The organism is Pseudomonas sp. GW821-FHT05D12 (assembly GCF_059419825.1).
On the sequence record NZ_JBWKSN010000001.1, the window covers coordinates 174,944 to 199,227 of the forward strand.

Genomic DNA, 24,284 nt, shown 5'->3' on the forward strand with positions numbered 1-24,284 from the left:
TTACTGATAAGCCAAGGTGAAATTGGTCACCGCGCTGAAATCACCCGGCAACACGTCGCCCGTAGCAGCGCCTTGCACATAGGCGCCGAACTCCAGCGTGTTATCACCGGTGGCAATGATCTGCGGCGTGGTAGGCACGCCCAATCGAACGGGTTGACTGCCATGGGTCATCATGATGCCGACGTTGCCCGCGCTACCGACGGTGCCCAGCGCACCCGGCACCACGCCGGATGGCGCCCCGGTGAAGGTCGTGGTCACCGTGTTATCGGTGAGGCCGGCCAGGTCGCAACCTTCGAGTTCAATCAGCAAGCGCCGTGGCTCGGACTTCCCGCCCGCCTGCAACTGATGCTTGGCAATCGCGCCAAGAGGAATGGTTTGATCGACGGAGTCAGGCTTGATGGAGCAGGCGCCGGAATGCACCGAACCCAAAAAGGTGACCGTTCCATCCGCCGCCTGGGCAACAGACACAGACCCTACCAACAACCCGATGGATAACAGCACAGTGTTCATTTTGGCTTTCATGTCTAGAGGCTCACAGAGTAATAAACGTCATTAAGTCATTCCGACGCCTGAGCGCGCAGAACGCCCTACCTTTTTCCAATTACTTGTATTGCAACTCAACTCGCTTGATGAGCCCGAGTGATTATCCAGTGCAGACTTTAAAAGGAAAGTCGGCCCGTTCATTTAATGACGTAGCCTGACGACGCCAAGACTTATAAGAAAATTATGGCAATTTGCCAAAACTTTATATTCATCTGTAAGACGTGGATGACATGAAGTTTATGAATGCTGAGTTGTCGGTAACTATAACTGTAAGAACCGAACTACATCACCTGGAAAGTCAACGCTTTCATGCGGAAAGATTAACTAATGAGTTGAAGCGATCGAGAAGAGGCGCACAACTGCTCGACGAGACGGTGCTCGCCGGGTAGGTAAGGAAAGAATCAATCAGGAGCGGGGCTTGATGCGCTTATCCAGCCCCACCACGGCCAGTGCAACCAGCACAAAGCCCGCCAGAATCCCCCCGGCATTCACGAACACTTGTGGATAACCGAGGGTGCCGACATCGATGAAGGGGTACTGATACTGCCCGAGCAAATCCCCGCGCAGCAGCGCATAGCCGAAGTACACCAGCGGGTAGATCACCCACAGGCCGATGTGTTTCAGGCGCAGATGGCCCTTGGGCACATACCGCCACCAGTACACGACGAACAACACCGGCATGACGTCGTGCAGCAGCTCATCGGCGATAAATTGAAAGCCTTCGGGCTGCCACAAATGCCGCAGCAACAGGCTGTAGGCGAGGCCCACCACCACGATGCTCACTGCGATGCCACTGCTGACCGCGGGCGCGAGAAACCACCGCTTCGCCGACGAGTCGCGCTTGACCCACGCATAGCTCAACACCACCGCCGCCAGGGTGTTGGTCAGCACGGTGAAGAAACTGAAAAAGTTGATCAGCCCGCCCAGCAGGCTGGCGCCGGCGTCCCAGCGCGAATAAAAGATCAGGTATTGCTGAATTGCCAACCCGACCCATCCGGCCAGCGCCGCTGCTGCCACATACCGCTTCATGAGGTCAGTCCAGCGGGCGTTTGGTGCGCATCAGCTTGACGTACAAGCCTTCGACTTTTTCCCGCGCCCACGGCGTCTTGCGCAGGAAGGTCAGGCTCGACTTGATGCTCGGGTCGCTCTTGAAGCAGCGGATATCAATGCGCTCGGCCAGGCCTTCCCATTCGTAATGTTCCACCAGGGTGGTGAGGACGTGTTGCAGGGTCACGCCGTGGAGTGGGTCGTTGCTTGTCGCGGTCATGCCGGGCCTTTTGCAATAAGAGGAAATACAGCCGCGCACCTTAGCCGACGGGGCGTACCGGTGGAAGCACTGCATTGAATATAGCCCTTGGGAGAAAGTTCCCCTTTTCAGTGAAAAAAGAGATGTTATATTGTAACGATACTTATCAAAAGTAAGCCGTTCGATACCGTCTGCAGCCTTCTCTTTTTTGCCGTTTTGCCAAGGAATGTCCGATGTCCCTCTCCTCCCTGTGGCGCTTGACCCCGCTTGCCGCCGCCCTGTTGATCTGCTCCGAAGCCCACGCCCTGGAACTGCAACCCCAAGTCATCACCGGCAACCCGCTGGGCAGCGAGCAACTTGCCTCGCCGACCACCGTGCTGGAAGGCGATGACCTGACCCTGCAGCAAAAAGGCAGCCTCGGCGAAACCCTGAACAAGCAGCCCGGCGTGTCGTCTTCGTACTTCGGGCCGGGCGCCAGCCGGCCGATCATCCGTGGCCAGGACGGTGACCGCATCCGCATCCTGCGCAACGGCGTGGGCGCGCTGGATGCCTCGTCGCTGTCCTACGACCACGCGGTGCCACTGGACCCGGTCAACGTCGACCGCATCGAAATCGTGCGCGGCCCGGCAGCGCTGCTGTACGGCGGCAGCGCCATCGGCGGCGTGGTCAACACCTTCGACAACCGCATTCCCACCGAAGCCATCGAAGGCATCCACGGTGCCGGTGAATTGCGCTACGGCGGCGCCGACACCACGCGCAGCAGCGCCGGCAAGCTGGAAGCCGGCAACGGCACCTTCGCCTTGCACCTGGATGCGAATGCGCGGGAATTCAACGACCTGAAAATCCCCGGCCAGGCACGCAGTCGCCACGCCCCGGAAACCGATGACGCCCCCGGCAAGAACGGCCGCCTGGGCAACAGCGACGGACGCCAGGACGGCGGCGCGGTGGGCGGTTCCTACACCTGGGATGACGGTTACGCCGGGCTGTCCTACAGCAGCTACGACGCCAACTACGGCTCCCCCGCCGAGCAGGATGTGCGCATCCGCATGAAGCAGGATCACTACGCGTTCGCCTCCGAAATCCGCAACCTCCAAGGCCCGTTTACCTCGGTGAAAGTCGACGCGGGCTACACCGACTACGAGCACCGTGAAATCGAAGGCGGCGAGACCGGCACGATCTTCAAGAACAAGGGTTATGAGGCGCGGGTTGAAGCCCGTCACCAGCCACTTGGCCCGCTCGACGGGGTGGTCGGTGCACAGATCACCCGCAACGAGTTCTCCGCCCTGGGTGAAGAAGCGTTCGTGCCGCAGACCGACACCACAGCCGGCGCGCTGTTTATCCTCGAAGAAATGCAGGCCACCGAGCGCTTGAAACTCAGCCTCGGCGGGCGCCTGGAACACACCAGCGTCGACCCGGACGCCAAGGGCAACGAGCGCTTTGCCGGCGCCGACAAAAGCAATGACTTCACCGCCGGCAGCCTGTCGTCGGGTGCGGTGTACACCCTCACGCCGATCTGGTCGGTGGCCGCGACCCTCGGCTATACCGAGCGCGCGCCGACGTTCTACGAGCTGTACGCCAACGGTGCGCATGTCGCCACCGGTACCTATGAGCTGGGCAACGCCAACCTGAAGAAAGAAAAAGCCGTGTCCAGCGACCTGGCCCTGCGTTTCGACAACGGCACCCACAAGGGCAGCGTCGGCGTGTTCTACAGCCACTTCTCCAATTACATCGGCTTGCTGGGCACCGGTCGTACGCTGAACGATGAAGGTGAAGAAGACGCCGGCGGTATCCCTGAGTACGAATATTCCGGCGTACGTGCGCGATTTGCCGGCTTTGAAGCCCAGGACCACTGGAAACTCGGTGAAAGCGCCTACGGCAAGTTCGCCCTGGAGCTGTCGGGCGACTACACCCGCGCCACCAATCTCGACACCGGCGAAGCCTTGCCGCGCATTGCGCCGCTGCGCTTGAACAGCGGCCTGCTGTGGGAACTCGACCGCTGGCAGGCACGTATCGATGTGGAACACGCCGCCGGCCAGGGCCGGGTACCGAATAACGAGAGCGGCACCGACGGCTACACCACGCTGGGCGCGAGCGCAGGCTATCGCTTCAACGTCGGCGGCAGCCAATGGCTGGCATTTGTGAACGGCGAAAACCTCACCAACCAGACCGTGCGCTACGCCAGCTCGATCCTGCGTGACATCGCGCCGGCACCAGGCAGAAGCGTGCAGTTGGGTATCCGCACCACCTTCTAACCCACGCCTGTAGGCGCCGACTCGCCGGCGATGGCAGCCTCACGGGCCCATCGCCGGCAAGCCGGCGCCTGCACTTTGTGCAGCGACGTTCTGTCACTGTTACCAAATCGGAAATGATGCATCTTGCGATTTGTGCTTTCGCTTGGTGCACCAGCACTTTATCCTTGCCGCAACAAACTGAAACGTTTCACTCCCGCGGTCGATCCCATTTGCCGAATTGCCCTCTCCTCGAAGACAGCGCTGTCTTGCACCGACCTGCGCCTGAAGGTCTATCGCCCGCCTGTGGATAACCGCCTGTCCCCAGAAAAACCGAATTAACGCTGAACCAAGCCCGCGCCGAATCGTCATCTACAGTGAAGCACGGGGTTACATAATTCCAACGTAACGGAGAAACACACTATGAGCACTGATGGTGCTTCAAGCCCAAGCCGCCTGCTGCCCAGGCTGCTGGGGATCTTGCTGCTGATCATGGGGCTGGCCTTGCTGGCCGGCGGCGTCAAGCTGAGCATGCTCGGCGGGTCGCTGTACTACCTGCTGGCCGGTATCGGCATCGCCCTGACCGGCGTGTTGCTGCTGGCTACCCGCCGCGCCGCGCTGGGCTTGTACGCACTGGTGTTGTTCGCCAGTACCGTATGGGCCTTGTGGGAAGTCGGCCTGGACTGGTGGCAGTTGGTGCCGCGCCTGGCACTGCTGTTTGCCCTGGGCATCGTCCTGCTGCTCCCGTGGTTTCGCCGTCCGTTGCTGCGTGGCCAGCCTGCCCCGCTGGGCACTGGCGCGCTGAGCGTGGCCGTGGTGCTGGCCGGTGCTGCCGCCCTCGCCAGCCAATTCACCAACCCGGGTGAGATGGTCAAGACCGGCCAACTGGATCGCGACGCGGTACCTGGCATGGCCAGTTCTGCGCCGGCCCAGGCCGATGGCGACTGGAACTCCTACGGCCGTTCGGCCCATGGTGATCGCTACTCGCCGCTGGCGCAGATCACCCCGGAGAACGCGCACAAGCTGGTCCCGGCGTGGACCTTCCGCACCGGCGACATTCCTGGTGCTGGCGATCCGGGTGAAACCACCGCGGAAAACACCCCGCTGAAAGTCAACGGCATGCTCTACGTGTGCACGCCGCACAGCCAGGTGATCGCGCTGGACCCGGACACCGGCAAGGAAATCTGGCGTTTCGACCCGAAGATCAGCACCGAAGGTGCCGAGAACTTCAAGGGCTGGGCGCACATGACCTGCCGTGGCGTGTCGTATCACGATGACGCCGTCTACGCTTCCGAGCAGAGCCCTACCGGCAGCGCCAGCCCGGCCGCCGCGCCGAATGCCTGCCCGAAACGCATCTTCGTACCGACCGCCGACACCCGTCTGATCGCCCTGAACGCCGACACCGGCAAGATGTGCGAAGACTTCGGCGACAAAGGCCAGGTCGACCTGCGTGCCAATATCGGCAGCTTCGCCCCCGGCGGTTACTACTCCACCTCGCCACCGGCCGTGACCAAGAACCTCGTGGTGATTGGCGGTCACGTGACCGACAACGTCTCCACCGACGAGCCTAGCGGCGTGATCCGCGCGTTCGACGTGCACACCGGCAAGCTGGTGTGGAACTGGGACAGCGGCAACCCGGACGACACTACCCCGTTGGCCGAGGGCAAGACCTACACCCGCAACTCGCCGAACATGTGGTCCATGTTCAGCGTGGATGAAAAACTCGGCATGCTCTACCTGCCGATGGGCAACCAGATGCCCGACCAATACGGCGGCGACCGTACCGAAGACTCGGAAAAATACAGCGCCGGCCTGACCGCCCTGGACATCGACAGCGGCCACGTGAAGTGGACCTTCCAGTTCACCCACCACGACCTGTGGGACATGGACGTGGGCGGCCAGCCTTCGCTGATCGACATCAAGACCGAAGCCGGCGTGAAGCAGGCAGTGATGGCGTCGACCAAGCAAGGCAGCATCTACGTGCTCGACCGTGCTACCGGCCAGCCAGTGGTGCCGATCCACGAAGTCGCCGTGCCGCAAGGCGCTGTTGCTGGCGACCACACCTCGCCGACCCAACCGAAGTCCGAGCTGAACTTCATGCCACCGCCCCTCAAGGAGCGTGACATGTGGGGCGTGACGCCGTTCGACCAGCTGCTGTGCCGCATCGATTTCAAATCGATGCGCTACGACGGCCCGTTCACGCCGCCTTCGCTGCAAGGCTCGATCGTTTACCCAGGCAACTTCGGCGTGTTCGACTGGGGTGGCATTTCCGTCGACCCGGTACGCCAGATCGCCTTCGTGAACCCAAGCTACATGGCGTTCAAGTCCAAGCTGATCCCGGCGGCCGATATCGCCAAGCAAGGTCCGCGCGTGAGTGAAACCGAAGGCGTGCAGCCGAACAAAGGCGCGCCGTACGGCGTGATCCTCGAAGCACTGCTGTCGCCCCTGGGCCTGCCGTGCCAGGCACCAGCATGGGGTTATGTGGCGGCGGTCGACCTGACCAACCACCAAACCATCTGGATGCACAAAAACGGTACCGTGCGTGACAGCTCGCCGGTTCCAATCCCCCTGACCATGGGCGTACCAAGCCTGGGCGGCACCTTCACCACCGCCGGTGGCGTAGCGTTCCTCAGCGGTACCCTCGACCAGTACCTGCGTGCCTATGACGTGAAAAACGGCAAGCAGCTGTGGGAAGGCCGCCTGCCTGCAGGCGCGCAGACCACACCGATGACCTACACCGGCAAGGACGGCAAGCAATACGTGCTGGTCATGGCTGGCGGTCACGGCTCGCTGGGCACCAAGCAGGGTGACTACGTGATGGCGTTCAAACTGCCGGATTAAGCACCACCGGCGGTACAAAAAAGGCGGCTACCCCCAGGGGTAGCCGCCTTTTTATTGCGCCTGATTAAACCGGAGTGCGCTCGCGGCGCATCCACATCTCGAAGGCCATGGCGTTGAGGGGACGGCTGATCAGGTAGCCCTGGGCCGTGTCGCAATTCCACAGTTTGAGCAGTTTGAGACTGGGCTCGAACTCGACCCCTTCGGCCACCACCTTGAGCCCCAGGTTGTGGCTCATCTCGATGGTGGAACGGACGATCACGCCGTCGCCGCTGGTGCTGTCGAGGTTGCGCACGAAGGACTGGTCGATCTTCAACTCCTGCACCGGCAGCCGTTGCAGCTGGGCGAGGGAAGAATAGCCGGTGCCGAAGTCATCCACCGAGAGGCTGATACCGCAACCACGCAATTGCTCCAGCACGCTCAGAGCCTGCTGCGGGTTGTGCATGATCGCGCTTTCGGTGATCTCGAAAAGCAGCTGCTGGGCCGACACGCCGTAGTGCATCAGCAAGGTGGTGACGCGGATCGCCAGGTCATCATCGGCCAGATCATCCACCGAGATATTCACCGATAATTGAATATGCAGCCCACGCTGGGCCCACTCGCCGATCTGGCGGATGGCTTCTTCGATCACCCATTGCGTGAGGCCGCCCATGCTGCCGGTGCGCTCGGCCAGGGGGATGAATTCGGCGGGCGAGACCAGCCCCAGGCTCGGATGCTGCCAGCGCAGCAGGGCTTCGGCCTGGCGTACATAGCCGTGCTTGAGGTCGAGTTTGGGCTGGTAGCACAGGTACAACTCGCCTTCGACGGCCGCCCGGCGCAGGTCGCGGATCAAGGTGATCTGGCGCTGGTGGGCAAGATCGCGGTCCTGCTGGTAGATCTGCAGGTAGCCCGGCAGCGCCGCCGCATCATGACGGGCGATGGCGGCGCGGCTGATCAGCTCTTCGACCTGCTGGCCGTCGGCAGGGTAGGCAGCGATACCGATGCTGACTTCGTGGCGCAGTTCGTCATTGCCGATGCGCTGGGGTTCGGTGAGCAACGCGTAGAGGCGGTCGGCGCGGGCCACGGCGCGGTCGATCTCGGTGTTCTCCAGCAACAACAGGAACTCGCTGCCGGTGATGCGTGCCGCCGTGTCGCTGGCCAACAGGCTCATGGACAGGCAGCGGCTGGCTTCGCGGAGCATCTCCTCGACGCCCTCGGGACCGAAGCCTTCGTTGATCACCCGGTAGTTCTCAATGCCCAGGTACAACAACACCACCGGCCGCCGCGCGCTGATCGCGCTGCCCAGGCGCTCCATGGCCAAGGCCCGATTGGGCAGGCCGGTGAGCGGATCATGCAGGGCGTTATGCGCCAGTTGCCGTTCGCGCACGGCGATCCCGCTTTGCATGGCGTTGAAGGCGCGCGCCAGCAGGCCGAACTCGTCATGGCCGCGCACCCGCACCGGCGTGCGGTAATCGCCGGCACCAATCCGCCCCGCCGCCTCGACCAACGCATTCAACGGGCGCGACACGCGACGCGCGAGGAACAGCGCGCCGGCCAATGACACCAGCAGCACCGCCAGGGCAATCCCGAGGAACTGCCGGTCCAGCGGCGCGAAGGATTCCAGCGCATGGTCCAGCGGGCTTTGCAGCAGGACCCGCACTTCATTGCCGTCACCGGTATTGGCCAGCGGCAGTACCTGGCTGAGCACGCGCTGGCCGTAGAACAGGTGGATTTGCGGCTCGGGGTCGATAGGCGCTTCGCGCAGCAAGCTGAAAGTGGAGGCCTGGTACGCATCGGGCTGGGTGCTGAACAGCGGACCCGGCTTGCCCTCCTGCACACTGAGGAACGACACCTCCAGGTTGCTCATGGAACGCAGCTCATTGGCGAACAGCTTGTCCATGGGAAAACCCATCACCACCCGTGCGATGGGCAACGGGTCGAGCACTTCCTCCTGCACCAGCAGGTACGGCCGGCCGTCCATGGCCACGATCAACATCTGCAGGCCGCTGCGCCGCGCGAGGCGCAGGGCGTTGTTATAGGGGAACACCTGGCCGCGCGACAGGACGGGCAAGGTGCTGACCATGACCTTGCCATCCAGGCCCAGCACAAACACTTCGCTGGAACGAATACCGGTGCCATGACGCCGCAGGGCGGCGAGGATCGGCACGGTCTGGCCCTCGGCCACGGCTTGTTTGAACGGGCCGTCGACGGTCAGCCAGTCAAGGCCGTATTGCAGGCGACGGCCGCGCAGGTCCAGCAGGCGTTCGAACACCTGGCTGCCGGTCTTGAGTTGGACTTGCGCCTGGTTTTCCACGGCGCGGGACGTCGCGGTCTTGACCGCGAAATAAGTGGCTGCGACGACCACCAGCAGCAAGAGCGCCAACACCCCCGCAATGCGGGTTTGAAAGGTGTGGCGCCAGCTCATTGCAGTGCCCGCTGGCTGCCTTCGCCGCTCTCTGCCACTCGGTCCCTTTGTCATATGCTTTCCTGGCAACTGCTGACTGGCGTCAAAAAAATATCCATTTTGCATGAATATTTGGTTTGAGCAGATTAGCTGGGGAAAAGCATAAGCGCACTCAATAAATACGGGGATTTCACAGTCATTTTATTGGCGACACGCGCTTGACCGGCGCTCAGCCGCGCGCCCGCATAAAGTCCCCCCACCGCCGCACCAGGTAGTTGTGCTCATCCATGACCGAGTTCCACACCGCGATATGCCCCATGCGTTGCTCATAGGAGCCGCCATCGCGCACTTCGCCGATATCAATCAGCGGCAAGCCGTCGCTGCCCAGCAACTCCTCCCGCGCAGGCTTGCCGGCATACCAGTAATCCCATTCGGCGCTGCTCAGGTGATCACGCGTACGCGCCGGGTTACCGATGTAGTAACCCTGGCGCGCCATCACCGCACCGGGCCAGCCGGACAGCCACCAATTGAGATAGGCATACGCCGCATCCAGCACCGGCCCCTGGGCATGGCGCGACAACGACAAGCCGCCGAACCAGGCACGATAGCCTTCGCGCGGCACCGCCAGGCGGTATTTCACCCCGGCGCGGTGCAGGCGCATCAAGGTCGGTGACCACAGGCTCTGGATATCGATGCTCGGGCTGAGCATCAATTGCGCCGCCTCCTCGTCATCGGACCAGAACGCCGCAAAGTGCCCTTCCTTCTGTTTGCGCACCAGAATGTCGGCCAGCACATCGATCTCTTCGATGCTCATGTTGCCGATGTCCTTGAAGCTGGCCAGCCCCGCGCCCTGCACCGCCAGCGCGGCGTCCAGCGCGCCGATGGCGGCGTCACTCTGCAGCGCCGTGCGTGCGCGCCACGCCGGATCGAGCAACCAGCCCCAGCTTTCATTGCCGTGGCAAAAACCCTCGGGCAAGCGTTCGGGGCGGTAGGCAAAACTGTCGGCGTTGTGGGTCAGCGGCAACATGCTGATGCGCTCGGTGACGGTACTGCCGAGGCTGCCATCGTGCTGCACGAACAGGCGCTCGCTGGGCACGCTGCCGCTGCCCAGGCGGTCGTTCGGCGACAGGCGCCCGCGCTTGGGCAAGTCGTTGATCTCGTGCCACAGCGCCAGGCGTCGCGTGTCGATGGGCTGGATCGCGCGGGCCGGCCACACGAAGTCGACGTTGTGAAACCACTGGTCGTAGAGGTCGTAGCTGTCGGGCTGCATCACCGCGATGCGCTGGGCCTGTTCGACGTCGTGCACCTGGTACACCAGGCGGATGCCCAGCTCCTGTTCGGCGCGCACGCGCAGGCATTCGAGCAGGGTCACCGAGGTGCCGAGAACGCGCAATGTGATCATGCGGCGAACCGTCGCGAGAACACGTCGAAGGAGCGCCGCAGCAGCGCGGGGTCGAGCCCGCGCAGGATAAACACCAGGCGCGACTGGCGGTCGCTGCCCGGCCATGCGGGCAAGTGCACCGGGGCGTGCAGGCAATGCTGCACGCCATGAATGACGATGGGGGCGTTACTGGCGTTCACGTTGAGCAGCCCTTTGACGCGGAGGATTCGTTCGCCGTGGCATCTTAACAGCATCGACAACCACACCCCGAAACCCACCCAGTCCAGCGGCTGGTCGAAGGTCAGGCTGCACACCTGCGCGGCGCCGTGGGTGACGTTGGTGGCTTGATGCAGTTGCCAGCGGCTGACTTCCACGGCGGGCTCGGCGCTGCGCAGGCCTTCGCCGAGCAGCAGTTGATCGCCGCTGAGAATCGCCTGTGTATCGAGGATCGGCGTACCGGCGTTCAGCCCCTGCAGGTGCGCACGCAGCGCCGCGCAATCAGGCACCAGGTCGGTCTTGCTCAGCAACAGGCGATCCGCCGCCGCGACCTGGGCCAGCCATTCCGGGTGCAAGCGTTCCTGCAGCGCGGCGTGACTGGCGTCGACCAGGGTGATCACTAGGCCGATATGAAAACGCCCGCGCAATTGCGCGTCGTTGTTCAAGGTCGCGAGGATCGGCGCCGGATCGGCCAGGCCGGTGGTTTCCAGGATCACCCGCTTGAACGCAGGAATCTCACCGCGCTCGCGGCGTTGCAACAGGCCAAGCAGCGCGTCTTTCAGTTCGCCGCGGATCGAGCAGCAAATACAGCCGCTGGGCAGCAACACGGTATTGGGCGCCACTTCTTCCACCAGCAGATGGTCGATGCCGACGTCGCCGAATTCGTTGATCAGCAACGCGGTATCGCCGAGGCTTTCGTGCTGCAGCAGGCGCTTGAGCAAGGTGGTCTTGCCACTGCCGAGGAAGCCGGTGATCACATTTAGAGCGATGCTCATTTTCTTCTTACCTCATGACGCCTGCAGGTCCAGGTGATCGAGCAAGTGCGGATCGAGCGGGTCCAGCGGGCGGCCGAGCATGGTTTCAGCGGCCTGCCAGAGTTGATCCAGGCCGCTCGCCAACGCCTGTTTGCCGGTGGCGCCCAGCAGCAGGTACGACGCGCCCTGGAAGTCTTCGACCTTGAGCCGGAACACCGCCAGCACCTGGTTGATGGCGGCGATACGGCGCAGGCGTTCGCGGCGCCTGGGCAGTTCGTCGCCCAGGGGGTCGCTCCAGTGCAGGTCTTCGCCGAGCAGTCCGCAGAGTCCGCACATGCCTACACCCCACTCATGGCATGACATCGCCGGAATTGGGGCCCAGGGTCTGGCCGACGAACAGGTTGCCACCCGGCTCGCTGGCCAGCAGCACGGCGGTGGGCGCGACTTCATCCGCCAGGCCGAAGCGGCCCAGGGGCAGTTCGGCGGCCTTGGCGCGTTTCCAGTCGGCACTGATGCCGCCCACCAGCGGCGTTTCGATAGGGCCCGGCGCGATGGCGTTGACCAGCACATTGTCCTTGGCCACTTCCAGCGCGAGGGACTTGGTAAAGCCGATCACCCCGGCCTTGGCGGCGGCGTAGTGGGTCAGCTCCGCGCCGCCCTTGATACCCAGTTGCGAGGCGACGTTGATGATCCGCCCCCAGCGCTGCGCGAGCATGTGCGGCAGGGCGCGCTGGCTGGCGATGAACACGCTGGTGAGGTCGACACGCAGCATGTCATTCCACATTTCGAGGGAGAGGTCGACGCAGCGCGCCTGGGTGAGCATGCCGGCATTGTTGACCAGGATATCGATGCCGCCGAAATGCTCGACGCAGCGGTCGACACTGGCCTGGGCGCCTTCGACCGTGCCGACATCGGCCAGGCACTCGACCACTTCGGCGCCAAGGTTGCGGCAGGTGATCGCGGTTTCAGCCAGGCTGGCAGCGTTGCGGTCGGACAGCAGCAGGCGTGCGCCTTCGACGGCATAGGCGCGCGCGATGGCGGCCCCGATGCCGCTGCCGGCGCCGGTGATGACGGCGCGGCGGTGAGTGAGTTGGGGCATGGTGAACTCCTTGAATAATCGAGCGGCGAACGCGGTTAAATGTGGCAGCGGCTTGCTCGCGAAAGCGGTGTGTCAGTCGGTGCATGCAGTACTGTTGCGCCGCATTCTTGAGCAAGCCCGCTCCCGCATTTGATGTGCATCAGGCTTGAATCCGCATCAGTCCGGCCAGCGCACGGTCAGGCCACCGTCGATGACGATGCTCTGCCCGGTCAAATAACTCGATGCCTCACTGGTCAGGAACTGCACCAGCGACGCCACTTCATCCGCCCGCCCTACCCGGCCCAGGGGGATTGCGCGCGCCGCTTTCGCCAAGCCTTCCGGCCCCAGCGAATTTTTCGCATCCAGCGACTGCGGCGTCTCGATCAACCCGGGAATCACCGCGTTGCAGCGAATGCCCTTGGGCGCCAACTCCACCGCCAGCGACCGGCACAGCCCCGGCACACCGGCCTTGGCCGCCGCGTAGTGACTGTGCTCCTGCCAGCCATACACGCCGCCGGCAATCGACGAAATCGCCACCAGCGCGCCGCCCTCGTGCATATGCCGGGTCGCCGCGCGGAAGGTGCGCATCACCCCCGTCAGGTCGACATTGAGCATTTCGTCCCACAGCGTATCGGTCATCTCCAGCAACGGCGCGCGGCGCAGCAGACCCGCGTTGGCCACTGCGTAATCGAGGCGGCCAAAATGTTGCACGGCCTGCTCGGCCAGGGCGTCCACCGATGCGCTGGCGCCCACGTCCAGTGGCAGCATCAGGCATTCGCCGCCGGCCGCTTCCACCAGGGCCACAGTGGTGTGCGGGTCATGGGGGTCGGCGGGGTAATACCCGCCGACCACCGCCACGCCGTTGCGCGCATAGGCCACGGCGAGGGCTTGGCCGATGCCGCTGGCGGCACCGGTAATCAAGGCAACTTTACGGCTCATCAAACACTCCTTACTGAACGGTTTCCGGACGCACGTGGCGTGCGGCAAACATCAGGGCACCGGACAAAAAGCACGGCAGTGCACCGAACCACAGCGCGGCGGTCTGCCAGTCGCTGCCGGCGGACAACACCTGGGTCGCGCCAAAACCTGCGACCACCGCGCCGATCGGGCCCATGGCATGGATGATCGCGCCACCGGTGGCGCGGATGCTGGTGGGGAAACTTTCGCTGATGAAGAACAGCGCTGCCGAGTACGGCCCGATCAGGAAGAACAGGCCCAGGCTGTACAGCCCGACGACCATCGCCATGTTGCTCGGGCCAAACAGCATGCCGGCGAACGACAGCCCGCCGAGCATCCAGCCCAGGCCGATCACGTTGCGGCGGCCGATCTTGTCGCCCATCCAACCGTGGCTGAGGTAGCCGCAGTAACCCACCAGGTTCGACAGTACGAGGATGATCAGCGAGTTCTCGAACGAGATGTGGTGCACGCTGACGATCACCGAAGTCCCCAGCACGCTGAACACCTGGATCGCCGCCCAGTTGAGCAGCAGCGCGGCGCCGATCACCAGCGTGGCGCGGCGCGCCGGGCCACGGAAGGCCGCCTTGAGGCCAGCCTTGCTGTGTTCGTCGTAGTCCACGCCGTAGGTCGCGGCGACGTTCTGCGCGTCCTTCACCGCGCCGCTTTTACGCAGCTCGCTGATGCGTTGGTGGATCTGGAACTGCGGGCTCTCCTTGAGCTTGCGCGCCATGATCGCGATCACGATCGCCGGGATCGCGGCGAAGATGAAGCAGCCCTGCCAGCCAATGACCGGCAGCAACAGCGCGGTCAACCCGGCGGCGATCAACGCACCGACCGGCCAGCCGCCCTGCACCAGGCTATAGATGAACCCGCGGCGCTTGGTCAGGCGCGGGTCTTCGGAGGCGCCATACAGCTCGCTCAAGTAGGTCGCGTTGACGGTTTCCTCGGCATAGCCGAGGCCGCCCAGCGACCGGATCAGAATCAGCGGCGACTTGCCCCACGCCCCGCCAATCGCGGTGAGTGCCGAGCAAAGCGCCGAACCGGCCACGGTGAAGATGATGCCTTTGCGCCGACCCAACTTATCCACGACCGGGCCAATGGCAAACGCGACCACCGCCGTGCCCACCGCCACCCAGGTCGCGATTTCAGCTTGCTCCACTTCACCCCAGCCAAAGTGCCGGCCGATCTCCGGCAGCAACGTGCCGAACAGGATGAAGTCATACACCGCAAACACCCAGGCGAAAAACGCGATCCAGGTGGCGAAGCGCACTTCCTGGGACGTCAGTTGCCGGGGTTTCCAGCCAGTCAGGTCAAGCTTGTTGTAGATGGACATGGGGCGCGCCTCAAGGATTTGACCGGCAGGCGCCGGCAAGCCGGCTCCTGCAGGGTGGGGTTCAGGTACGGGGTTGGCGGCGAATGAAGTCGTCGGCGATTTCGTCGAAGGTGACGAAGCGCACGCCAGCATGGCTCTGGATGTGCTCGATCAGGCGCTCCAGCATCAACAGCACTTGCGGGCGGCCGGACACGTCGGGGTGGATGGTCATGGTGAACACCGCGTGTTCGTGCTCGCGGTAGACCCAGTCGAACTGGTCGCGCCACATTTCCTCGAGGTGACGCGGGTTGACGAAGCCGTGGCTGTTCGGGGCTTTCTTGATGAACATCATCGGCGGCAGGTCATCGAGGTACCAGTTGGCCGGGATCTCCACCAGGTCGGTTTCTTCGCCGCGCACCAGGGGTTTCATCCAGGTATCGGGGTGCTGGCTGTAGTCGATCTTGGTCCAGGTGTCGCCCTTGCGCACGTAGTAGGGATGGAAGTCGTTGTGCATCAGGCTGTGGTCGTACTTGATGCCTTTTTTCAACAGCAGCTCGTTGGTCACCTTGCTGAATTCCCACCACGGCGCGACGTAGCCGGTGGGCCGCTTGCCGGTGACCTGGGTGATCAGCTCGATGGACTTGTCGAGGACGATTTCTTCCTGCTCGGCGGTCATCGCGATCGGGTTTTCGTGGCTGTAGCCGTGCACGCCGATTTCGTGGCCGGCGTCGGCCACGGCCTTCATCTGCTCGGGGAAGGTTTCCATCGAGTGGCCGGGGATGAACCAGGTGGTGCGCAGGCCGTAGCGTTCGAACAGTTTGAGCAGGCGCGGCGCGCCGACTTCCCCGGCGAACAGGCCGCGGGAGATGTCATCGGGCGAGTCTTCGCCGCCGTAGGAACCGAGCCAGCCGGCGACGGCGTCGACGTCGACGCCAAATGCACAGAGGATGTCTTTAGCCATGGTGTGTCTCCTTAAAAAGTCAGGGCGGTTTCGACCGACAAAGCGGCCCGCAGCAGGCGTGCGTCTTCGCCGCTGGGGGCGCTGAGCAGCAGGCCGGTGGGTAATCCCAGGGCGTCGCGGCCGCTGGGCAGGCTCACGCCGGGCATGTCGAGCAAACTGCCGGGCATGGTCAGGCGCAGGGTGGCGAGGTTGGTGCTGACAAACAGCGCGTCGTCGGCTTCCAGCGGTGCCAGGGCCGGGGCGACATGCGCAACGGTGGGGGTGATCAGCACGGCGCCGTCGAGGTCGTCGATGAGTTGCTGTTGCAGGCGGCGGCGGGCATCGGTGAGGGCGATCAGTTGGCTGGCCGGCAACGCGCGCGCGGCTTCGAGGCGGCGGCGTACGCGGTGGTCGAGTTGCTCGGCATCGGCGCTGTCGAGCAACGCCTGGTGCAGGGCGAAGGCTTCGAAGGCGCCGAGCCAGCCTTGGTGCTTGATCAGCTCCAGCGTGGCCTGGAACGTGGGCGAGGGGCGCAACTCGACCCGCGCACCGGCGGCCTTGAGTTGGTCCACCGCGCGCAGCAGGTTGTTGTGCACGGCGGGTTCAATGCCTTCCAGGGCGCCTTGCTCCAGCACAAAGTGCTGGCCCTTGAGGCTTCGCGCGACATGGGTTTGCCGGCGGCCGTGGAGCAGGTCGTCGATGGCCAGCGCATCGCGCACGCTGCGGGTCAGCGGGCCAAGGCTGTCGAGGGTGTGAGCCAGGGGGAACACGCCGTCGCGGCTGTAGCGTCGGCTGCTGCTGCGGTAGCCCACCAGGCCATTGAATGCCGAGGGGATGCGGATCGAACCGGCGGTGTCGGTGCCCATCGCGATGGGCACAATGTCGGCGGCGACGGCCACCGCCGAGCCGGACGATGAGCCACCCGGAATACGTGGCTGGTCAGTGCCGTGCGGGTTGTGCGGGGTGCCGAAGTGCGGATTGAGACCGAGCCCGGAATAGGCCAGCTCGCTGAGGTTGGTCTTGCCGACGCTGACCATCCCCGCGCGGCACAGCAGCCCTACGCTGGGCGCATCGAGCAAGGCGGCAGGCGCGTTGCGCCGGTAGGCGGCACCGGCAGTGGTGACGCTGCCGGCCACGTCATAGAGGTCCTTCCAGGCCACGGGCACGCCATCCAACCCACTCAATGGCTGGCCGGCCCGCCAGCGCGCGGCGGCGGCTTCGGCTTCACGGCGGGCGCGCTCGGTGGTCAGGCTGATAAATACCGCCGGGGCCTGGCTGGCCTTGTCGAGTGCCTGCTCGAGGGCGTGCACCGGGTCGTTGCGACCGCTGGCGAAATCCTCGGCCATTGAAGTGGCGTCTGACATCAAGATGACCCTCATAAAACGTACATATTAATAAAATGTACATTTTACAAAGGCAGGTTTCGTGCCAGTGTATGAACGCGCCCAACGTGCAGATCAGATGTTCACGTCAGGATCCACGGGATAGATGCTACTGGGTCTGGAAAAAAAATCGTGCAACACATCCAGCGCAGAGCTTAAAAGAAATAATGTATCTTTTATGAATAAGTACATTTTGGTGCAGAAAAGTAACATTCCCGCTGTCCAGGCCCCAAAAAAGTGCCACCGATGTGGCGCAGAGTGACAGGCGCATCTATGAGAGAATCCCCGGCCACCGTCCTACATCCTCTTGAGAAAGCAATGAAAGCAGTGTCCGCCTCGGCCTCCCGTTACGCGATGATTCATCAGCTGTTGCGTGATGCGATCGTCAACGGCACCGCGCGCCACGGGCTGGTCCTGCTGGAGGCACCGCTGGCCGAACTGTTCGGCACCAGCCGCGTGCCGGTGCGCAAGGCCCTGGACCTGCTGCACGCCGAAGGGCTGATTTGCCGCTTCAATGGCCGCGGCTACCTGATCAACCCCGAAGGCCTGGCCATGGAGCCGCTGCGCTTGCCGCTGAGCCATGCGCACCTGGGCCTGAATGGCGAAGATGAGCTGGTGGATACCCGACCGCTGGGCGAGCGGATCGTCGAGGAGATCGGCGCGGCGCTGTCCACCTGCATCGCCTTCGGCCACTACCGCCTGGACGAGCAGGCCGCCGCCGACCACTACGGCGTCAGCCGCGCGGTGGTGCGCGAAGCATTGATGCGCCTGCGCGATCGAGGCCTGGTGGAAAAAGAGCCGTACTCGCAGTGGCTGGCGGGGCCGCTGACCGCGCGGGAAGTCACCGAAGACTACGAACTGCGTGCCTGCCTGGAGCCCGAAGCCCTGCGCCAGAGCGCACCGAACCTGGACCGCGAGCTGCTCGAAGCCATGCTGCAACGCGTGCTGGACGCCCAGGACAGCCCCCATTGCAGCCTGGAAGCCATCGAACAGATCGAAGAGGATTTGCACCAGCGCTGCCTGGCGGGCCTGCAGAATCGCAAGATCGCCGCGTTGATTCGCCAGGGCCAGAGCCCGATGATCATCAGCCGGATTTTCTACCGTTTGCTGGGGATCGGCGCCGATCCAGCCATGCTTGCCGAACATCGCCTGATTCTGGAGTTGTTGCTGCACGGTGCCGTCGACGCGGCCGCGCTGAACCTGCGCGAGCACCTGCAACGGGCCCGGCAGCGCATGTTGCAGCGGTTGAAAGTGCTGTCGGTGCTGCCGGAACAGCCACTGCCCGCCTATCTCCACAAAATCAGCTGAGCCCTGCAGGAGCCGGCTTGCTGGCGCCTACGGGTTTCGAAAATATCATGCAATATGTTGCTATCTCACGCCCGCCATTGAAACCACCACTGCCCTGCCCCATCTAACCTGCATACTTCCTTATGCAGGTGCCCCATGAGCGACCAGCAAGAATTCCCGGACATCGACCTCAACGATTACGCCGATCCCGAAAACGCTGAACACGCAGCTTCATCCAACACCGGCCTTGCCCTGCCTGGGCAAAACCTGCCGGACAAGGTCTACATCATTCCGATCCACAATCGGCCGTTCTTCCCGGCGCAAGTGCTGCCGGTGATCGTCAATGAAGAACCGTGGGCGGAAACCCTGGAGCTGGTGAGCAAATCCGATCACCACTCGCTTGCCCTGTTTTTCATGGACACGCCGCCCGAAGATCCCCGGCATTTCGACACCTCCAGCCTGCCGCTGTACGGCACCCTGGTGAAGGTGCACCACGCCAGCCGCGAGAACGGCAAACTGCAATTCGTCGCCCAGGGCCTGACCCGCGTGCGGATTCGCACCTGGCTCAAGCACCACCGCCCACCGTACCTGGTGGAAGTCGAATACCCGCACCAGCCCAGCGAGCCGACCGACGAGGTCAAGGCCTACGGCATGGCGCTGATCAATGCGATCAAGGAACTGCTGCCGCTCAACCCGCTGTACAGCGAAGAGCTGAAGAACTACCTCAACCGCTTCAGCCCCAACGACCCGTCGCCGCTGACCGACTTCGCTGCCGCCCTCACCTCGGCCACCGGCAACGAGCTGCAGGAAGTGCTGGACTGCGTCCCCATGCTCAAGCGCATGGAAAAAGTCCTGCCGATGCTGCGCAAGGAAGTCGAAGTCGCGCGCCTGCAAAAAGAACTCTCCGCCGAAGTGAATCGCAAGATCGGCGAGCACCAGCGCGAGTTCTTCCTCAAGGAACAGCTCAAGGTCATCCAGCAGGAGCTGGGCTTGACCAAGGACGACCGCAGCGCGGACGTCGAGCAGTTCGAGCAACGCCTGGAGGGCAAAGTGTTGCCGGCCCAGGCGAAAAAACGCATTGATGAAGAACTCAACAAACTGTCGATCCTGGAAACCGGCTCGCCGGAGTACGCGGTCACCCGCAACTACCTCGACTGGGCCACCTCGGTGCCGTGGGGGGTGTATGGCGAGGACAAGCTCGACCTCAAGCACGCGCGCAAGGTGCTGGATAAACACCATGCGGGGCTGGACGACATCAAGAGCCGCATCCTCGAGTTCCTCGCGGTGGGCGCTTATAAAGGCGAAGTGGCCGGTTCCATCGTGCTGCTGGTGGGCCCGCCGGGCGTGGGCAAGACCAGCGTCGGCAAATCCATCGCCGAGTCACTGGGCCGGCCGTTCTACCGTTTCAGCGTCGGCGGCATGCGCGACGAGGCCGAGATCAAGGGCCATCGCCGCACCTACATCGGCGCCCTGCCGGGCAAGCTGGTGCAGGCGCTCAAAGATGTGGAAGTGATGAACCCGGTGATCATGCTCGACGAGATCGACAAGATGGGCCAGAGCTTCCAGGGCGACCCGGCGTCGGCATTGCTGGAGACCCTCGACCCTGAGCAGAACGTCGAATTCCTCGACCACTACCTGGACCTGCGCCTGGACCTGTCCAAGGTGCTGTTCGTGTGCACCGCCAACACCCTGGATTCCATCCCCGGCCCGCTGCTGGACCGGATGGAAGTGATTCGCCTGTCCGGCTATATCACTGAAGAAAAAGTCGCCATCGCCAAGCGTCACCTGTGGCCCAAGCAGCTGGAAAAAGCCGGCGTGTCGAAAAACAGCCTGAGCATCAGCGACGGCGCCCTGCGCGCGTTGATCGACGGCTACGCGCGGGAAGCCGGTGTGCGCCAGCTGGAGAAACAGCTGGGCAAACTGGTGCGCAAAGCCGTGGTCAAGCTGCTGGATGAGCCCGACTCGGTGATCAAGATCGGCAACAAGGACCTGGAAAGCTCCCTGGGCATTCCCGTGTTCCGCAACGAGCAAGTGCTGTCCGGCACCGGGGTAATCACCGGCCTGGCCTGGACCAGCATGGGCGGCGCCACGCTGCCGATCGAGGCGACGCGCATTCACACGCTCAACCGTGGTTTCAAGCTCACCGGGCAGTTGGGTGAGGTGATGAAGGAGTCTGCCGAAATCGCCTACAGCTACATCAGCTCCAACCTGAAGTCGTTTGGCGGTGATCCGAAGTTCTTCGACGAGGCCTTCGTGCACCTGCACGTGCCGGAAGGCGCCACGCCCAAAGACGGCCCGAGTGCCGGGGTGACTATGGCCAGCGCGTTGCTGTCGCTGGCGCGCAACCAGCCGCCGAAAAAAGGCGTGGCGATGACCGGTGAGCTGACGCTGACCGGGCATGTCCTGCCGATTGGCGGGGTGCGCGAGAAGGTGATTGCGGCGCGACGCCAGAAGATTCACGAGCTGATCCTGCCGGAGCCAAACCGTGGCAGCTTCGAGGAGTTGCCGGACTACCTGAAGGAAGGCATGACCGTGCACTTTGCCAAGCGCTTTGCCGACGTGGCGAAGGTGCTCTTCTGATCGCTCACTAGCCCGAGTGCCCCGAGTGGCCCGAGTGCCCCCCCTGTGGTGAGCAGGCTTGCCCTGCGTTGGGCTGCGTAGCAGCCCCTCTTGAATAGACCCCATTCTTTCCAAAAGAATGGGGTCGTCAGTTCTGGGTCTGCTCCACAGCCCAACGCAGGGCAGGGCTGCTCTCCACCAAGCGCACTCTGCGGTCCTCTTGTCACACCTTGTCTCATCTTCGGTTATGCTCGCCCTTCGTCGCTAATCAACGGAGCCTCCATGACCGCTGCCCGCCTGCTGCTTCCCCTGAGCCTTGCCCTGCTGGCCGCCTGCGCCAGTGCCCCCAAGCAAAACGTCACCGTGGAAGATCAGGGCGCCTGCCCGCTCCAGCTCAAGTCCGGGCAGAATCTGATCCTGACCCTGCCCAGCAATCCCACCACCGGTTACCGCTGGGCCATCCAGGATTCGGCCGGCGGCGTATTGCGCGCGCTGAGCCCCGAGGTCTACAGCAGCTCGGAATCCGGCGTGATTGGTGGCGGCGGCCAGTCCACCTGGCGCTTCCAAGCCTTTGCGGCCGGCCAGGGACGTTTGCGCCTGACCTCCCAGCAACCCTGGGAGCCGGAAGCCGAACCCGCCGAAACCTTCGACTGCGCCATTACGGTGAACTGATATGCCATGGCTGATTCTTGCGTTGATGGGCGCCGGCACCTTTATCTACGGCCTGACCACCCACGCCAGCTTGTTGTGCCTGTTGGTCAAGCCGCTGCCGGTACTCGCGCTGCTGGGCTGGCTGCATGACGCGCCGCCCACCGACTATCGACGCTGGATCAGCCTGGGGCTGATTTTCTCGCTGGTCGGCGATGTGCTGCTGGCGTGGCCGGGCGACTTGTTCATCTTCGGCCTCGGCGCGTTCCTGTTCGCGCACCTGGCGTATCTGAAAGCCTACTTCAGCGATTGCCGCCGCTTGGCGCTGCTGCCATTGGTATTGGCGCTGGGCGTGGGTGCGATCCTGCTGAGCATCCTGATTTCCCACGGCCTGGGTGACCTGCTGATTCCGGTGGTGGTGTACGCGACGGTGATCAGCGCCATGCTCTGGCGCGCGTTGGCACGGCTGGGCAGTGACGTGCCGAAACGCTCGGCGCTGCTGGCGGCGGCCGGTGCAGTGTCGTTTGTGTTTTCCGACACGCTGATCGGCATCAATCGGTTTGTGCTGTCGTTCGAGGCGGCACCGTATCTGTTGATCGTCACTTACTGGCTTGGCCAGTGGGGTATCACGGCCTCGGCTTTCCATCAGACAACCCGCGCATCCGAGGGCCAAGTTGGCTAAAATGCCGGCCTTTCCCCCATCGTCGCCGGAACAGCCGTGAGCAAAGAACCCGATCGCCTATTCGCCCAGCCCCTGCCCCAGGTGCCGGACTTCGCCTTTAACGAGGACGTGGTGCGGGTGTTCCCGGACATGATCAAGCGCTCGGTGCCGGGTTACCCGACCATCGTCGAGAACCTCGGCGTGCTCGCGGCGCAGTTCGCCCAGCCCAACAGCGTGCTGTATGACCTGGGGTCATCCCTTGGCGCGGTCACCCAAGCGTTGCGCCGCCATGTGCGCACCGACGGTTGTCGGGTGATCGCTGTGGATAACTCGGCGGCCATGGTCGAGCGCTGCCGCGAATACCTGAATGGCCAGGACTCGATGTTCCAGGAGCTGTTGCCGGTCGAGGTGGTGGAGGGCGATATCCTCGCGCTGCAATTTGCACCGGCCTCGGTGGTGGCGCTGAACTTCACCCTGCAATTTATCGCCCCCGAGGAGCGCCTGGCGCTGCTCGGCCGCATCCGCCAGTCGCTGTTGCCGGGCGGTGCGTTGATCCTGTCGGAAAAGCTGCGCTTCAATGACCTTGAAGAACACGCGCTGCTCACCGACCTGCACATCGCGTTCAAACGCGCCAATGGCTACAGCGAACTGGAAATCGCCCAGAAGCGCAGCGCCATCGAAAACGTCATGAAGCCCGACAGCCTCGAAGAACACCGCGAACGCCTGCTGGCGGCCGGGTTCTCGAAAGTCGTGCCGTGGTTCCAGTGTCTTAACTTTGCCTCGTTGATAGCCTTGCCATGATTGATCTGTCTCCCCTCGCCCGCCATCTGGTCGGCACTCCCCTGGCCGTGTGGGCCCAGGGCCTGCAAGCGCAACTCGATAGCAAGATGGAAAAAGGTCATGGCGACCTCGAGCGCTGGCAGAGTGCGTTGGATGCGTTGCCTGCCATCCAGCCCAGCGAAGTGGATTTGCTCAACGGCCTGACCCTGGACACCGACTGCGACGCTGCCACTCGCGCGCAAATGCACACCGCGCTGATGGGCCTGAGCCCGTGGCGCAAGGGGCCGTTCCACCTGTTCGGCGTGCATGTGGACACCGAGTGGCGTTCGGACTGGAAATGGTCGCGCGTGGCGCCGCACCTGGACCTCAAGGGCAAGCGCATCCTCGACGTCGGCTGCGGCAACGGCTACTACATGTGGCGCATGCTCGGCGCCGGCGCCGACAGCGTGATTGGCGTGGACCCCAACTGGCTGTTCTTCTGTCAGTTCCAGGCCGTGCAGCGCTATTTGTCCGCGCCGAATGCCTGGCACCTGCCATTCCCGTTCGAAGACCTGCCGCCCAACCTGGAAGGCTTTGACACCGTGTTTTCCATGGGTGTGTTCTACCACCGTCGCTCGCCGATCGAGCATTTGCTGGCGCTGAAGGACACCCTGGTCAAGGGCGGCGAACTGGTGCTGGAAACCTTGGTGGTCGAAGGCGACCAGCAGCAAGTGCTGGTGCCGGAAGACCGCTACGCGCAGATGCGCAACGTATGGTTCCTGCCCTCGGTGCCGGCGCTGATGCTGTGGCTGCGCCGCGCCGGCTTCAGTGAGGTGCGTTGCGTGGACGTGAGCGTGACGACGGTCGCGGAACAACGCGGGACGGAGTGGATGAAGTATCAGTCGCTGAGCGACTTCCTTGATCCGCAGGATCACAGCAAGACGATCGAAGGGCTGCCGGCGCCGATGCGCGCCGTCATTATCGCCAAGAAATAAACCCAATCGCCCTGGATAAATGCAGATCAAAAGGTGGGAGCGGGCTTGCTCGCGAAAGCACTGGTTCAGCTATGCAGAGGGTGGCTGACCCATCGCTTTCGCGAGCAAGCCCGCTC

At 63.4% G+C, this 24,284-nt stretch carries 20 protein-coding genes; 8 read left to right on the forward strand and 12 right to left on the reverse strand.

Annotated elements, in window-relative coordinates; translation table 11 throughout:
• The 3 genes from AC07SI_RS00810 to AC07SI_RS00820 all read right to left on the reverse strand — a co-directional run bounded on the left by AC07SI_RS00810 (nucleotide 1) and on the right by AC07SI_RS00820 (nucleotide 1,810).
• Nucleotides 1-510 carry a fimbrial protein gene (locus AC07SI_RS00810; RefSeq protein WP_065906879.1) on the reverse strand — a complete coding sequence of 170 codons (510 nt, stop codon included), beginning with the start codon at nucleotides 508-510 and terminating at the stop codon, nucleotides 1-3.
• A gap of 438 nt (nucleotides 511-948) precedes the next feature.
• Nucleotides 949-1,572, reverse strand: coding sequence for a Pr6Pr family membrane protein (locus tag AC07SI_RS00815; protein WP_495004918.1), 624 nt, complete (start codon nucleotides 1,570-1,572; stop codon nucleotides 949-951).
• Nucleotides 1,573-1,576: 4 nt separating this feature from the next.
• Nucleotides 1,577-1,810 carry a VF530 family protein gene (locus AC07SI_RS00820; protein WP_012722427.1) on the reverse strand — a complete coding sequence of 78 codons (234 nt, stop codon included), beginning with the start codon at nucleotides 1,808-1,810 and terminating at the stop codon, nucleotides 1,577-1,579.
• Nucleotides 1,811-2,022: 212 nt separating this feature from the next.
• Here AC07SI_RS00820 and AC07SI_RS00825 point away from each other — a divergent pair, with 212 nt between their 5' ends.
• Together AC07SI_RS00825 and AC07SI_RS00830 are read left to right on the forward strand one after the other, a co-directional pair.
• On the forward strand, nucleotides 2,023-4,041 hold the full coding sequence (locus tag AC07SI_RS00825; protein WP_495004919.1) for a TonB-dependent receptor: 2,019 nt from the start codon (nucleotides 2,023-2,025) through the stop codon (nucleotides 4,039-4,041).
• 399 nt (nucleotides 4,042-4,440) lie between these two features.
• A complete protein-coding gene (locus tag AC07SI_RS00830; protein ID WP_065906886.1) occupies nucleotides 4,441-6,858 on the forward strand; it encodes a glucose/quinate/shikimate family membrane-bound PQQ-dependent dehydrogenase in 2,418 nt (805 codons plus the stop codon).
• Nucleotides 6,859-6,922: 64 nt separating this feature from the next.
• Here AC07SI_RS00830 and AC07SI_RS00835 read toward each other — a convergent pair whose 3' ends face one another.
• The 9 genes from AC07SI_RS00835 to AC07SI_RS00875 form a co-directional block, all read right to left on the reverse strand.
• Nucleotides 6,923-9,259 carry a putative bifunctional diguanylate cyclase/phosphodiesterase gene (locus AC07SI_RS00835; protein WP_495004920.1) on the reverse strand — a complete coding sequence of 779 codons (2,337 nt, stop codon included), beginning with the start codon at nucleotides 9,257-9,259 and terminating at the stop codon, nucleotides 6,923-6,925.
• Nucleotides 9,260-9,467: 208 nt separating this feature from the next.
• The gene (locus tag AC07SI_RS00840) at nucleotides 9,468-10,640 is read right to left on the reverse strand and encodes an ABC transporter substrate-binding protein (protein WP_065906896.1); all 1,173 of its coding nucleotides are present in this window, start codon (nucleotides 10,638-10,640) and stop codon (nucleotides 9,468-9,470) included.
• On the reverse strand, nucleotides 10,637-11,611 hold the full coding sequence (locus AC07SI_RS00845) for a CobW family GTP-binding protein (protein ID WP_495004921.1): 975 nt from the start codon (nucleotides 11,609-11,611) through the stop codon (nucleotides 10,637-10,639). The genes AC07SI_RS00840 and AC07SI_RS00845 overlap by 4 nt, the downstream gene beginning before the upstream one ends.
• A gap of 12 nt (nucleotides 11,612-11,623) precedes the next feature.
• On the reverse strand, nucleotides 11,624-11,926 hold the full coding sequence (locus AC07SI_RS00850) for a hypothetical protein (protein ID WP_106805059.1): 303 nt from the start codon (nucleotides 11,924-11,926) through the stop codon (nucleotides 11,624-11,626).
• A gap of 13 nt (nucleotides 11,927-11,939) precedes the next feature.
• Nucleotides 11,940-12,689 carry an SDR family NAD(P)-dependent oxidoreductase gene (locus tag AC07SI_RS00855; RefSeq protein ID WP_106805060.1) on the reverse strand — a complete coding sequence of 250 codons (750 nt, stop codon included), beginning with the start codon at nucleotides 12,687-12,689 and terminating at the stop codon, nucleotides 11,940-11,942.
• Nucleotides 12,690-12,845: 156 nt separating this feature from the next.
• The gene (locus tag AC07SI_RS00860; protein WP_495004922.1) at nucleotides 12,846-13,607 is read right to left on the reverse strand and encodes an SDR family NAD(P)-dependent oxidoreductase; all 762 of its coding nucleotides are present in this window, start codon (nucleotides 13,605-13,607) and stop codon (nucleotides 12,846-12,848) included.
• 10 nt (nucleotides 13,608-13,617) lie between these two features.
• Complete coding sequence (locus tag AC07SI_RS00865; RefSeq protein ID WP_065906903.1) at nucleotides 13,618-14,958, reverse strand: MFS transporter; 1,341 nt, start codon at nucleotides 14,956-14,958, stop codon at nucleotides 13,618-13,620.
• A 61-nt stretch (nucleotides 14,959-15,019) separates the two neighbouring features.
• Nucleotides 15,020-15,898, reverse strand: a complete 879-nt coding sequence (locus AC07SI_RS00870) for a polysaccharide deacetylase family protein (protein ID WP_065906905.1) — start codon at nucleotides 15,896-15,898, stop codon at nucleotides 15,020-15,022.
• Between the two features lie 11 nt (nucleotides 15,899-15,909).
• Nucleotides 15,910-17,241 carry an amidase gene (locus tag AC07SI_RS00875; RefSeq protein WP_495004923.1) on the reverse strand — a complete coding sequence of 444 codons (1,332 nt, stop codon included), beginning with the start codon at nucleotides 17,239-17,241 and terminating at the stop codon, nucleotides 15,910-15,912.
• Nucleotides 17,242-17,577: 336 nt separating this feature from the next.
• On the opposite strand from AC07SI_RS00875, the gene AC07SI_RS00880 reads away from it, so the two are divergent.
• From AC07SI_RS00880 to cmoB, 6 genes are all read left to right on the forward strand, one after another.
• Complete coding sequence (locus AC07SI_RS00880) at nucleotides 17,578-18,567, forward strand: GntR family transcriptional regulator (RefSeq protein WP_065906913.1); 990 nt, start codon at nucleotides 17,578-17,580, stop codon at nucleotides 18,565-18,567.
• Between the two features lie 135 nt (nucleotides 18,568-18,702).
• Nucleotides 18,703-21,126: an endopeptidase La gene (lon, locus tag AC07SI_RS00885; protein WP_065906917.1), complete on the forward strand. Its 2,424-nt coding sequence runs from the start codon at nucleotides 18,703-18,705 to the stop codon at nucleotides 21,124-21,126.
• Between the two features lie 261 nt (nucleotides 21,127-21,387).
• Nucleotides 21,388-21,777 (forward strand): protease inhibitor I42 family protein, encoded by a 390-nt coding sequence (locus AC07SI_RS00890; RefSeq protein WP_106805063.1) that lies wholly within the window; start codon nucleotides 21,388-21,390, stop codon nucleotides 21,775-21,777.
• A 1-nt stretch (nucleotide 21,778) separates the two neighbouring features.
• Complete coding sequence (locus tag AC07SI_RS00895; protein WP_495004924.1) at nucleotides 21,779-22,435, forward strand: lysoplasmalogenase; 657 nt, start codon at nucleotides 21,779-21,781, stop codon at nucleotides 22,433-22,435.
• Nucleotides 22,436-22,471: 36 nt separating this feature from the next.
• Entirely contained in the window at nucleotides 22,472-23,215 is a 744-nt protein-coding gene (gene cmoA, locus AC07SI_RS00900; RefSeq protein ID WP_065906921.1) for a carboxy-S-adenosyl-L-methionine synthase CmoA, read from the forward strand.
• Nucleotides 23,212-24,168 carry a tRNA 5-methoxyuridine(34)/uridine 5-oxyacetic acid(34) synthase CmoB gene (gene cmoB, locus AC07SI_RS00905; protein ID WP_120447701.1) on the forward strand — a complete coding sequence of 319 codons (957 nt, stop codon included), beginning with the start codon at nucleotides 23,212-23,214 and terminating at the stop codon, nucleotides 24,166-24,168. The genes cmoA and cmoB overlap by 4 nt, the downstream gene beginning before the upstream one ends.
• Nucleotides 24,169-24,284 lie beyond the last annotated feature (116 nt).

Excerpts from the sequence above, each read along its gene's own strand:
- AC07SI_RS00810 (WP_065906879.1), bottom strand. The coding sequence starts at position 510 with ATGAACACTGTGCTGTTATCCATCGGGTTGTTGGTAGGGTCTGTGTCT.
- AC07SI_RS00815 (WP_495004918.1), bottom strand. The coding sequence starts at position 1,572 with ATGAAGCGGTATGTGGCAGCAGCGGCGCTGGCCGGATGGGTCGGGTTG.
- AC07SI_RS00820 (WP_012722427.1), bottom strand. The coding sequence starts at position 1,810 with ATGACCGCGACAAGCAACGACCCACTCCACGGCGTGACCCTGCAACAC.
- AC07SI_RS00825 (WP_495004919.1), top strand. The coding sequence starts at position 2,023 with ATGTCCCTCTCCTCCCTGTGGCGCTTGACCCCGCTTGCCGCCGCCCTG.
- AC07SI_RS00830 (WP_065906886.1), top strand. The coding sequence starts at position 4,441 with ATGAGCACTGATGGTGCTTCAAGCCCAAGCCGCCTGCTGCCCAGGCTG.
- AC07SI_RS00835 (WP_495004920.1), bottom strand. The coding sequence starts at position 9,259 with ATGAGCTGGCGCCACACCTTTCAAACCCGCATTGCGGGGGTGTTGGCG.
- AC07SI_RS00840 (WP_065906896.1), bottom strand. The coding sequence starts at position 10,640 with ATGATCACATTGCGCGTTCTCGGCACCTCGGTGACCCTGCTCGAATGC.
- AC07SI_RS00845 (WP_495004921.1), bottom strand. The coding sequence starts at position 11,611 with ATGAGCATCGCTCTAAATGTGATCACCGGCTTCCTCGGCAGTGGCAAG.
- AC07SI_RS00850 (WP_106805059.1), bottom strand. The coding sequence starts at position 11,926 with ATGTGCGGACTCTGCGGACTGCTCGGCGAAGACCTGCACTGGAGCGAC.
- AC07SI_RS00855 (WP_106805060.1), bottom strand. The coding sequence starts at position 12,689 with ATGCCCCAACTCACTCACCGCCGCGCCGTCATCACCGGCGCCGGCAGC.
- AC07SI_RS00860 (WP_495004922.1), bottom strand. The coding sequence starts at position 13,607 with ATGAGCCGTAAAGTTGCCTTGATTACCGGTGCCGCCAGCGGCATCGGC.
- AC07SI_RS00865 (WP_065906903.1), bottom strand. The coding sequence starts at position 14,958 with ATGTCCATCTACAACAAGCTTGACCTGACTGGCTGGAAACCCCGGCAA.
- AC07SI_RS00870 (WP_065906905.1), bottom strand. The coding sequence starts at position 15,898 with ATGGCTAAAGACATCCTCTGTGCATTTGGCGTCGACGTCGACGCCGTC.
- AC07SI_RS00875 (WP_495004923.1), bottom strand. The coding sequence starts at position 17,241 with ATGTCAGACGCCACTTCAATGGCCGAGGATTTCGCCAGCGGTCGCAAC.
- AC07SI_RS00880 (WP_065906913.1), top strand. The coding sequence starts at position 17,578 with ATGAAAGCAGTGTCCGCCTCGGCCTCCCGTTACGCGATGATTCATCAG.
- lon (WP_065906917.1), top strand. The coding sequence starts at position 18,703 with ATGAGCGACCAGCAAGAATTCCCGGACATCGACCTCAACGATTACGCC.
- AC07SI_RS00890 (WP_106805063.1), top strand. The coding sequence starts at position 21,388 with ATGACCGCTGCCCGCCTGCTGCTTCCCCTGAGCCTTGCCCTGCTGGCC.
- AC07SI_RS00895 (WP_495004924.1), top strand. The coding sequence starts at position 21,779 with ATGCCATGGCTGATTCTTGCGTTGATGGGCGCCGGCACCTTTATCTAC.
- cmoB (WP_120447701.1), top strand. The coding sequence starts at position 23,212 with ATGATTGATCTGTCTCCCCTCGCCCGCCATCTGGTCGGCACTCCCCTG.